Origin of the sequence: Lysinibacillus irui, from assembly GCF_028877475.1 — a bacterium.
Taxonomy (GTDB): Bacteria; Bacillota; Bacilli; order Bacillales_A; family Planococcaceae; genus Lysinibacillus; species Lysinibacillus irui.
Genome location: NZ_CP113527.1, coordinates 3938038 through 3949208, shown reverse-complemented (window position 1 = coordinate 3949208; position 11171 = coordinate 3938038). Strand labels below are relative to the sequence as shown.

Genomic DNA, 11171 nt, shown 5'->3' with positions numbered 1-11171 from the left:
GAATTCTCTGCGGGAGCTAATGGACATCAACCTCCTTATAAGAGCAGCCCTTTCGTTTTTTATTTCACTACAAAAGTATGAACAACATTTAATAATTCGTCAGATAACTCGGATAAGACTTGAGCTTCTTCAGAAACTCGCTGTACCGTGTTCAGCTGAGAAGCAGACGTTGCTGCTACAGCTCTTGTATTATCTTTAGAATTGATTGAGAACTCTTCCATATCTTTTACAGCGGACGTCACTTCTTCCATACCAGCTGCCATTTCCTCAATTGTGGCAGAGAGTTCTTGAATTTGACCTGTCACATGATGAATGGAAGTTAATATTTGACTAAATGATTTTTCTGAATCATTGATCATGACAATTCCATGATCTACTTCTTCCACAGCATGAATCATGATGTTGACCGATTCATTTGTATCGTGCTGGATATGAGAAATAAGGGTAGAAATCTCTCTTGCAGATGCCTCAGATTGTTCGGCAAGCTTACGGACTTCGTCTGCTACCACTGCAAAGCCGCTACCAGCTTCTCCAGCACGTGCTGCTTCAATAGCTGCATTCAATGCAAGTAAATTGGTCTGAGAAGCAATACCTGTAATAATCCCAACAATTTCTTCGATCTTATTAGAATGCTCACCAAGCAATTTGACAGAAGCAGCAGACTGATTAACCGCTTTACTAATAGCATTCATTTGTGAGACGGATTTATTTGTCGATTCATTGCCTCTTTCAGCTTCCTCTGATGCTAAGATCGAGGACTCCGAAATTTCGTTGGAAGTCATTGCAATACGTTGAATTCCTATACTCATTTCTTCAATTGTAATCGTACTTTCTTTTGCCTTTTGAACTTGGAGGTCAGCACCACTTGCAATTTCTTGCATAGAAGAAGCTACATTATTGTAAGAATCAGTTGCTTCCTGCATATTGGCAGATAATACATTAGCAGTGTTTGAAACACGTGCAGAAACATTTGTTGTGCTTTTAATAACATTCTTTAAAGTTTCAATCATAGAGTTAAAGTTTTGTGTAAGTGTTCCGATTTCATCCGCTGATGTAACTGGTAGTGGGTCAAGCTCTAAATTACCTTCTGCTACTTTTTTAGACTGTAGGGACAGTTGTTGAATAGGTGTTAATTTTTTTCTTAAAAGACTGTATACAGCAATGGATGAACCAATTAAGAAAATAACAGTTACTAATAATGTCCAGAGTGCTTCAGACATTGCTTTTGCAGTTACCCTGGATACATCATAGTCAATGGCATAAGCAGCTAAAATGTTACCATCCTCATCTAATATAGGTGTAAGACCAGTTTTGTAACTACCAAATTCATCGCTATAAATGTCAGTAGCCGTTGCTTTTTTTGTATTAAAAATTTCTTTGATTCTTGCTAGGAAATCTGGAGATAGCCCCATGGCAATCATATCTTGATTATACTCAGCTCCTAATTCCAATATACTAGATGAAAGAACAGGAGCATTAATATTTTCCCCATTAACTGTAATTAAATATAGATTGGTAATACTATCAGAGTTTTCATTGATCGCATCCATTTCACTTGTTAAACGAAGGGCATCAGAGTTATTTTTTGATGGATTATCTAGTATGGATCGTAATGTATCGATATCAATGGTTTTTGCTAATATCATACCTTTGTCAGATAGTGATTGATCCATGTCTGTTAAATTACTGTTTCGTACTATATAATAAGAAAGACCTAAAGTAACTAATCCAAATAATAATAAAATACTTACCATTATCGCAGTTAATTTTTTACTTATGGACATATGTTGCTTCTTGCGTTTTTTCATGTTTTTCCTCCTAGTATGGTATAACAAATATTTCATGCAAAAACTATAAATGGATAATTCAGTAAATGTGTTGTATACTTAGAGCCTGATGTTATTCGTAGAAGCTAAAGTACGCTCAAAATATGTATAAATGCAAAATAATCTATTTATCCCCCAACATTAAACTACTATACTGCCAAAAAAATTGATTCACAACCCAGAAAACTTCCTATTTAAAGGTTGGTTTAATAAAGATAAATATAAATTTTTAGTTCAATTGTCTATTTATTTCATATCGTAGGATGTATTTTTACGAAAAGTAGGGTGATTTCTAGTACAAAAAAGAAGTATGCTCAAAACTGAGCCAATTTCACTTGAATAAAAAACATTGGCTGTAATCCCTTTTTTTAATTTTGTTATAGGTCTTTTGTACTTATTTGATTATTGCTTGTGCTTGGAAATATTATAGTTTTCCATATTTTTTTTATTATCGGGATAAAATGAAAATAGGCTATTTCTTTATTCAGCGAACAAAGAAATAGCCTTTCTAGTTGTTATTATGGTCGTGGATTACCAAAGTTACCTGGTAGTATATTCGGAAGTCCTGGTATTAATGGTGGTGGAAAACCAGGATATTGGCCCCCTGGACGTGGCGGATATGGTTGCGGTGGATATGGCATTGGTGGATAAGGTTGTGATGGGTATGGCTGTGGATACGGACGTGGTGGGTAAGGTTGTGGTGGATAAGGTGATGGGTATGGATAAGGGTATGGTGGAGGGTAGGAGCCTCCAGGTGGTGTTCCTGTACCTGCTGCAGTTATTTGACTAACATCAACAGTCACTATTTGACCATTATCAAGTTGGATTTCTGCAGTTCTTCCTCCAGTTCCAAATGTTCGAATTAATGTACCAGAGTAAGTGCCTGTAGGGAGAGTCACCCATATTTTCATACCAGGGCGAAATTGACTGTTGAAATCTTCTGGAGCTAATCTAGGATAAACCAATTAAACACACCTTTCTTCATTTTTTCTAACATATGCCTAGTGCGATTTTTATTATAGGCTTTTGGCCAGAAGTTGTTTAAATCAAATTTGTTATAAAATATAACAATTTTCATTATAATAGGGAAAAAAGCTAAAAGGATGTTTAGCAAATGGCAATCATTAAAATAAAAAAAATGAACATACAAAATCTTCGTAATGTACGACAGGGTGAAATTAAACTCGCAGTAAATTTTGAGACATTTTTTCAAGCAACTGTTGTAGGGCTTTATGGACAAAATGGCTCAGGAAAGACAACCATTGTGGATGCATTCGGTATATTGAAAACACTGTTATCAGGTTGGTTTACTGAAGGGAAGTTACCTTCACAAGAGAAGCGACTCATTTTGGCAGGGGAGCATACAGCCAGCATTCATGTTGAGTTTTTAGTTGAAAACCAATACGGTACTTTTTTTGTGGATTATTATGTAGAGCTACAGGAGGATCAGCATCGACTATATACGACGCTGGAACGACTCTCTTATCGAGAAAATGCTAAAGGGAAGCGTTCAAAAGTTTTATTTGCTGCGAAAGAGAAGGATGTACAAATCCGTAAATTAAGACTAACAGATTTGAGTGAACAGGCACGTATTCAGTTACTCGTTATTCAACAGATAGCAAGAAAGCGTTATACGTCTTTTTTATTCCATAAAGATTTAAAGCCTTTATTACAGGAACGACTTTCAGAGCAAGAAATGGAGCTCATGCAAAATATTGCTGTTGATTTTAGTAGAGATTTACATGTTGTTAATAATCATAATATTGCACCATTATTTGAAGAACGTATCATGCCATTTAGTATACATTTAGAGAAAACGAGGGGTCTAATTCCTTATGATTTAAATGGACCAGCTATATTGCCAGAGGATGCATTCTATGCCTTGTGTGAAGTAATTGAGCAAAGTAATCGTGTTTTAACAGCTATTATTCCTGGACTGACCATTAAAATTAATGTGATTACAAAACAAATGATGGATAATGGAGAGCCGGGAATACGGTTTGAGTTTTTATCACAGCGCGGGGAACGGGAATTACCACTACGAACAGAATCAGAGGGGATATTAAAGATCATTTCTGTTCTTAGTGTCTTGATTGCCGTATACAATAATCCGAATGCTTGTGTCGTTATTGATGAGTTAGATTCAGGTGTTTTTGAATATTTGTTGGGTGAGTTGTTAACAGTGATAGATGAGGGTGGAAAAGGACAACTTATTTTTACATCCCATAATCTACGTGTGTTAGAGGTGTTAGCTATTAAAAATTTATGGTTCACAACGACAAATGAACATCACCGCTATATCCAGCTTAAAGGTATTAAAGAAGTGAATAATGCTAGAGACGTCTATCTGCGTGCTATCCAACTTGGCGGACAGGATGAAGAGGTTTATAAAGAAACTAAAACATTTAAAATAAAACGTGCCTTTCGTAAAGCGGGGGTTCAGCATGACTAAAAAGGTATTGTTGATCATTGTGGAAGGACAGACAGAGCAAATCATTTTAGAGGATTATTTAGATGCTCATTTTGCTAATTCAACCATACGTTTTGATGTGCAACGCGAAGATATTTTGACAAAGTGGGATGCTCATAAACGTATACCGAATATTAAAAACAGTGTTGTAAGGGTGATTCAGAGCTATCTTGAAAAATATAAGTTTTTAGCAAATGACTTAACTGCTGTCGTTCATATTACAGATGCAGATGGCTGCTTTATTGCACCAGAATGTGTCAAAGTGGATGAGAATATTGAGCACAGTCTGTTTTATACGGAGGACGCTATTTTAGTAAAAACGGCAAAGCGTAAAGAGCAAATTGAACAACGCAATGATATGAAAGCAAAGAATGCTAAAATTTTAATAGCCAATGACCACTTTAGCATTAATCGAATGAAAGTACCTTATCAATTATTTTATTTTTCTACGAATTTAGAGCATGTCCTATGGGATGAACGCAATGAAATTCCAACAGAAAAAATACAAAAAGCAGACGAGTTTATCGACAATCTATCTGGCACAATTGAGGACTATTTAAGTGCTTACCTCCCGGTTAGTGCAGAGCTTCCTTATAGGGAAAAAATAAAAAAAAGTTGGTCATTTTTGATGGAAGGCTGCCATTCATTACAACGAGGGACGAATGTACCGTTACTATTTGAAATGATTAAAACGAATGGACAATAAAAACAGGTGACTGATATAGATCGTCACCTGTTTTAATTAATGTTTGTTAAAGCATTTGTTCATAACTCCGAATATGGGCTAATATGGAAGGATCTTTAATTTTTGTATCTTCACTTAACAGTAATAGTTTTGACATAATTTCAGCTGTGCGTGGATCGTCATCCACCATTGGTAAGAAGATTCGACCACGATGTTGCGATGGTACTGCAATTATCGGTATCATTGATCCACCTATTTGATGTACCACGCCACTACCTAAATGCAAGGAATAGCTTGCTAGTTTACCTTCGATTAGGGCATGCTGTTTTTTCACTTCCACGTTGTTTAGCTTTAATAATTTGGCCAATTCTTCTACGATGATACTGCGCATTTCAACGGTAGAATGGCTAGCTTCTGGGTCTACACCACCAACATGAGCGACGCTAACAACGAGGTCAAGATCCCGCATGATTTCCGAGAATATCGTTGCAGGAATGTCATCTAAGACGATATCTTTACCAGTTAAACGATCATAGAAATATATCCCTTCAATTGCAGGTGCTTCAATTTCTGCTGGGGTAAACCAATCTGTTTGAGCATACAAGGATGCTACAATATTTTCCTTGTAATAAACTTTTCTTGGCCCTGTTTCATAACTAATTTGCCAGCCTCTTGTTTTCAACAAGGCTACAGTTTGGGATGGATTTACTTGATGTCCAGCATAACGCAATGATTGTTTTTGTGCTTTTTCATCTGCATTGATAAGGTACAACTCACGGAACACTTGCTTAAATGGTTGCTGTATTTTGTGTTCGAACATATGAGCTTGCCACTGTCTCCATTGACCACTTTCAAGAAGATGATGTGGGTGAGCAATCTTGATAGTAGATGTTGGGGCAAGCGACATCGTATCATTCGATACTAAACGTAAACCGTCAGCTGTAAGCATTCCAACATGCTCATCACTGATAAAGATTAGCTTTTGTAATAATGGAGCCAGTATTGGATGGGCTAATAAATTGATGAGCTCCTTAGCTGAAAATACTGTTTCTAATTCCATTGCTTGCTCAAGTGCTGGCCTTGCCCGTTTATACTGCTCTTGTAAACTTTTTCGAGCTTCTTGCAAGGTTACAATGTCGGCATGCTTCTTTAATGCAGCAGGAATGCTTTTTAGACGTTTGCCATCTTTTTCAACGATAATGCTAACAGATGCATCTTCTTCAATTTGCAAATGAGCTGTTATTTGCTCAATCTGTTGTGCTTTAAATAAATGCTTGATATCGTCAAAGGCTGATAACTCCATACGCCATGTGAAGCGAGTAGCTTCTCCATCACCTGCATTACGTGCTAAATTTTCCATTGCTATACTTGCAGCCCGTGCCTCACTTGCGCGACGTTGAGCGCCAAATTGCTTACTTTCCTTTAAAAACTGTTGAATAAATTGGTAGCGTGTTAAGGCATCTTTATCATCTGATTTTTTTAGTGGGATAAGGCCTAATGCACGTAGTTTATCTTTATTACGCTTGTCTTGGATTTCTTGCATTAATGGTTTTGAACTAAGCTTACCAATGGCAGTATCTGCATAAAGCTGTGCCCTACGATGATTAGCTCCTTCTGAAGCATATTTTGCTGCATCATAGACAAGTTTGAAATTTTTTGCACCGAGTGTTTGGTAGGCACTTTGGAACCAGGCTAAATCGAATGCACCATCACGAAAATCTTCAGCTGTTATGCTGGAGAAGAGGGCAATCTGATCTTTAGCAAAGTCCGATAAAGAATCGGTTGTATGCGCGATAAAATACCAAGCTGATTCCTTTAGTCCTTTCCAACCAATTACTTCACTAACCAGGTCAATCCAATGCTGGTTATACATCATGGCTTCAATTAAACGTTCTATAGAAATTTCTGTTTTTTCCCATGCTTCTTTTAATTGCTGTGCTGTTTCTTCTTTTTTAGGGTAGCAGCTAGTTAACAATCGCGAGAATACATCCTTTTTTGTTTCAGCTTGCCAAATATAGCCTCGTGCAAGTTTTTCTCCATCTAAGGCCTGGAGAATTTTGAAGAAATAATCGATTCCTTCAAAATACGAAATACTACTCGCTAGCTTTGTAACAGCAGTAGGTGTATCACCACGTTTGAGCTCAATGGCTAAAATACGATCGATTGCTTGTTCACGAATGGCAAGGAAATCGTTTAAGTCTTCAAATAACGGTTGATAACGTTCAAGTAATTTAGTTGGTTCATTAAAAATTTCTGATGCGAGCGTGTTGGTAAAGATTGCTTCGAATAAATGGTCGCGAGTTAACAAGCCAGTCTTCATAGCTTCTAAATATTGGAATATAGATAAATTGTATAAATTTGGGCTATAGCTCTCTTTGTTCATGCGTTTTGTTAGCTCTTCATTGATAGCTAACATTTTGACAAATTCGCCATACGTTGAGTAATCAGACCAGCATCGATCAACAAATACTTCTATAACATCTAAATCAATAATGGTTGATGTAGAACGATAGTAATAATAACCTTTATCTCTAACATCAAGTTGCCACTGATCAGCAGGAATTTCGTTGAATAGCTGTAGCATGATACCTATTGCCTGCTCAAAGCTGTTAAATTCAGGTGCATGCTTTTCTAGCAATGCGAGTGCTTCCTTATGCAGCGCCATCTCTCCTGAAATAATGTCAATGTCCTGTGACAAAACTGAAAAAATTTGTTGCAGTGTATAGTTATATTTCAAGGAATTAAATTGTGCAACACGTTTTTTGATTTCTTTATAATCGAAGAAAGGTTTGATAAGAGTTTGAGCTGCATTGGAAAGATCACGAGCAGCAGGATACACTGATAGACCATTGTAAAAATTAAAATAGGCTAAGTCTTCTTTACTAAACATAGATGTCTTTATCCATTGAACAATGTTCTCAGGAATAGGGTAAACATCAAGACTAGCATGTCGTTTATTATCTGTTTTAGATGCTAGGACACTATATCTTTGACCTAAAGTAGTAGCAATTGGCGTGTCATTCCATTGGTATGTTTCATACTCCAATTCAGCGTAATCATCAAGTATTTCAATAAGTTCTTCAAGCTTTGTTAATAAGTTTTCAATATCATATTGTAAGAACTTCTCAAATGGTTTAGGTGTCTGTACATAGAAAGGAACTAGCTGCTGCCAAGGTTCTTCATCACTCATCTGAATAGCACCATCGGTAATACGATCGTATTGAATAGGATGATGGGGTGTATATAAGCCAAAACCATTGCTCTCGTTATACTCCGGTACATTCTTTGTAATTAATTGTTCTAATAGCACTTGTTCGTTTTTGGTTACTTTTGGTAATAAGGTGCATAAAGCGCTAATTTGTTCGCTTGCTAAGTCATATTCCTTAGAGGCTTCTAACAATAATTCAAGTCCTCCAAGTCTTTTCAATTGTTTGCTGTCTTTTATTAGTCTTTCAGCACTTTGCAGTAAATGGTCCTGTGGCTGAACTTTCAAGAGAGAGATAGCCTCTTTGCGAAGAGCCCCTGATTTATTAGCTAAAAGATCTTCGATTCTGATAATTTCATCTTCAGTTGGTGTTAAAGCATGTATTTTCTTTAACGCAAGGGAACGATTGATGGAGCTTCGATCTCGTAAAGAGTTAAATAAAAATTCACGTTGACCTAGTGTGATAGGGTCAAGGCAATAAATATTCAGTAAGCCAATTCTACTTGATGGCGAGTACGAATCTGCTTGTGCAATAATTCGCTGGAATAATGCCTCGTCTTGGATATGATAGGCTAAAATAATTTGTGTTGAAATTAAATCCTCTAAGGACAGATGGACTTGCACAAAGGATAAAGGTTTACCTGTAATAGTTAGTCCATCTCTCGTGATCTCATTTTTAGCCCATTCAAGTTGCTCAAATAAGGGATATTCAATGCCTTGTAGTTGAGTATTTTCATTCATAAAGTCTTGAAGGATTTGATCCCATTCATTATCGCTTGCATACTCGCTATTAATATAATGGTTGGCATAAAGGAAATTACCCCATGCAAAGGCAAATAACTCAATATCCTTTGTTGTTAACATTAAATCCTTAACATACGGTGCAGTAAAGGAGATTTTAGATAAGTTTTTCAAGAATGCAAGTGTTGTCAGTTGGATATGTTTATCGCGTTTTAAAAGTTCTGTTAGTATACTATCTAGCTTTGTATAATCCTTTGTGGAGATGGCCCATAGCCCGACATAAATATCGATTGTTCGTTCACTTTTTAGTAGTTGCTCGACGAAATTGTCCTCTTCCATTGCTTGGATGGCTAAGGCCAAAACTTCCTCTGTTATTTTTTGATTTTCAAAGCTATTATAGCCAAGACCCATCCATGTATCGATTGCTCGTATTACTGAGGAGAAACGAGTTAATTGATGTTCCTGAATAAGTTTCATCATCGCTACTTGTGCTTCCAAGTTTCCGTGATCTATGTTTTCCACAATCACTTGTCGTAGCCCTTCCTGACGCGCAGCTGCTACTAATAATTTACCGACTGCTTCATGCATACGACAATTGCTTGATTTGAAAATGCCACGGATTAATGGATGGCCAAAAAAGGTACTATGATGCTCATCGAATAAAATACTCTCGACTGCCTCTTCAATCAAAGGATTATTTAATGACAGTTCTTCAGCAAGCAATTGCTCAAATACAAGAAAGCCCATTACTTTTACATTGTCATTTTTCAAGACATAGGAGCTATAGTTCGGATAGGAACCATGCTCATATTGACTATGGTTTGCCAATAACTCCTGTAGACTTATTTCCTCGAATGTCAGCATTTCTTCTATTAATTGTAAACATTGAAAAAGATGATCTTGGACTGGTTGAGCAGAACGGAAAGATCGACGTAAAATACCAGTTTGGAACATCGTAGTATCAAAACGTAAAGCTAATTGCTTCATTTTCAGTGCACGTTCCGGTGAAGATAATAGCGAAAGCACCTCAAAAAAAGGTCCACTAAATAGCTCTTCAAGTGTATGATTTTGCTGAGTAGCGATAAGCTGTTCAATGTCATAATCTCTATTATCCATATAATTTAGTAATGCTGCTGCTAGTGGCTGTAAACTGGCAGGTGCGGAATCGATTAAATTTTGAAAATGCATTTTTTGTTCATGTGAAAGTGTCATGGAAAACCTCTCCTTACCAAATGCGTCCTGCAAGCATTGTTAGTTTAATAAATGTAAAAACATCATCTTCCTGTAAGGTTAATGGTGTTGTAAGTGAATCGAGTGAGTCCTCATTATGAAGGACTAAGAAAAGCTCATCTTGAAAGGCTTGAAGCATTGTAGAGATAGCTTGGTCAACTGACTGTAAGGTGTCATTTTTTTTCTCTCCAAAATGTACTTTTCCATGCTGGGCTGCGTCTTCTATTTGTTGATCTGTTAAATAAAGATGAAGCGGCGTATCTACCTTTTTATCGTTATACTGTTGTACCTGCTGTGTCACAAGCTGGACGAGTAATTCTTGTAAAGTTGTAACAGGTTCCTCAATGGAGAATGGGATTTTTTGAAGCTTACGAGATTTCTTACCGATTACTTTTTGTTGGTAAAATAAGCGCAATCTAACACCTCCTTACAATAATTTCATTATACAAGAGTGATAACCTTGAAAAGAATAAGGCATATGATGCTAGTTGTATAAATTATTTTGGGAAAAGTGTAACGAAAAGTAGTAGGGAGAGACGTACTGATAAGGTAGAAAGTGGGGTGAAGTTTTGTCAAAGAAGTATCGAAAATAGAACATTTGTACGATTAATGACATGGTGGAATGTAGCATTTTGCGCTTTATTATAAAAATAACAAAGAAAAAGTAGAAGATATGACATAAAAGAAATCTTCAATATATGAAACAATGGGCTAATTTAAAAAATGAATGATGAAATAAAATACGAACTGATCGATAGCTTACCAATACACTATCAGAAATACATAAAGCAAAGTCATTAAAGTTATATACATTCAAAATGTATTTTCCTAAAAATCATTTGTATAAGAAGAAGCAATGGTTTTTTGTGAAATCGTTGAAAGGCATCTTTTCTTTTCGGAATTCATAAGCTTTATAGGTATGATTTTATCAAGCTAGAAGGAGGCAAAACCATTCAAATACATGTTGTACGAGCTGGTGAGTCTATATGGGGTATAGCGCAAGCATATGGGACA

Annotated in this window: 6 protein-coding genes; 2 read left to right on the top strand and 4 right to left on the bottom strand. The window is 36.3% G+C overall.

Going from position 1 to position 11171, the window contains the following annotated elements; translation table 11 throughout:
- Positions 1 to 59: 59 nt before the first annotated feature.
- Both OU989_RS19840 and OU989_RS19835 read right to left on the bottom strand, forming a co-directional pair.
- Complete coding sequence (locus OU989_RS19840; protein ID WP_274794656.1) at positions 60 to 1808, bottom strand: methyl-accepting chemotaxis protein; 1749 nt, start codon at positions 1806 to 1808, stop codon at positions 60 to 62.
- Between the two features lie 536 nt (positions 1809 to 2344).
- On the bottom strand, positions 2345 to 2791 hold the full coding sequence (locus OU989_RS19835) for a hypothetical protein (protein ID WP_274794655.1): 447 nt from the start codon (positions 2789 to 2791) through the stop codon (positions 2345 to 2347).
- A 149-nt stretch (positions 2792 to 2940) separates the two neighbouring features.
- Here OU989_RS19835 and OU989_RS19830 point away from each other — a divergent pair, with 149 nt between their 5' ends.
- Both OU989_RS19830 and OU989_RS19825 read left to right on the top strand, forming a co-directional pair.
- Positions 2941 to 4278: an AAA family ATPase gene (locus tag OU989_RS19830; protein WP_274794654.1), complete on the top strand. Its 1338-nt coding sequence runs from the start codon at positions 2941 to 2943 to the stop codon at positions 4276 to 4278.
- Positions 4271 to 5002, top strand: a complete 732-nt coding sequence (locus OU989_RS19825) for a hypothetical protein (RefSeq protein WP_274794653.1) — start codon at positions 4271 to 4273, stop codon at positions 5000 to 5002. The genes OU989_RS19830 and OU989_RS19825 overlap by 8 nt, the downstream gene beginning before the upstream one ends.
- A gap of 46 nt (positions 5003 to 5048) precedes the next feature.
- Here OU989_RS19825 and OU989_RS19820 read toward each other — a convergent pair whose 3' ends face one another.
- Positions 5049 to 10139, bottom strand: coding sequence for a DUF4132 domain-containing protein (locus tag OU989_RS19820; RefSeq protein ID WP_274794652.1), 5091 nt, complete (start codon positions 10137 to 10139; stop codon positions 5049 to 5051).
- Positions 10140 to 10152: 13 nt separating this feature from the next.
- A complete protein-coding gene (locus OU989_RS19815) occupies positions 10153 to 10572 on the bottom strand; it encodes a hypothetical protein (protein WP_274794651.1) in 420 nt (139 codons plus the stop codon).
- Positions 10573 to 11171 lie beyond the last annotated feature (599 nt).